This window comes from Peptococcaceae bacterium 1198_IL3148 (assembly GCA_036763105.1).
Lineage (GTDB): Bacteria > Bacillota > Desulfotomaculia > Desulfotomaculales > Desulfohalotomaculaceae > JBAIYS01.
The window spans coordinates 1-243 of sequence record JBAIYS010000086.1 but is presented as its reverse complement, the minus strand read 5'-3'; the positions used below and the strand labels follow the sequence as shown (position 1 = coordinate 243).

The following is a 243-nucleotide window of genomic DNA, read 5'->3' as shown; positions in this document are numbered from 1 at the left end:
TGACGGTCGGTTCGAGCCTCCACTGAATTTTACTTCAGCTTCACTCTGACCATGGGTAGATCACCCGGTTTCGGGTCTACTTCAACAAACTATGCGCCCTGTTCAGACTTGCTTTCGCTGCGGCTCCAACTTTCCAGTCTTAACCTCGCTTGTTAATGTAACTCGCCGGTCCGTTCTACAAAAAGTACGCCGTCACACTTTTAACGTGCTTCGACTGCTTGTAGGCACATGGTTTCAGGTTCT

1 rRNA gene is annotated in these 243 nt (G+C 49.4%); it reads right to left on the bottom strand.

What is annotated here, in order from left to right:
* Window positions 1-243: ribosomal RNA gene (locus V6C27_14980) — 23S ribosomal RNA — on the bottom strand; the annotation flags it as partial.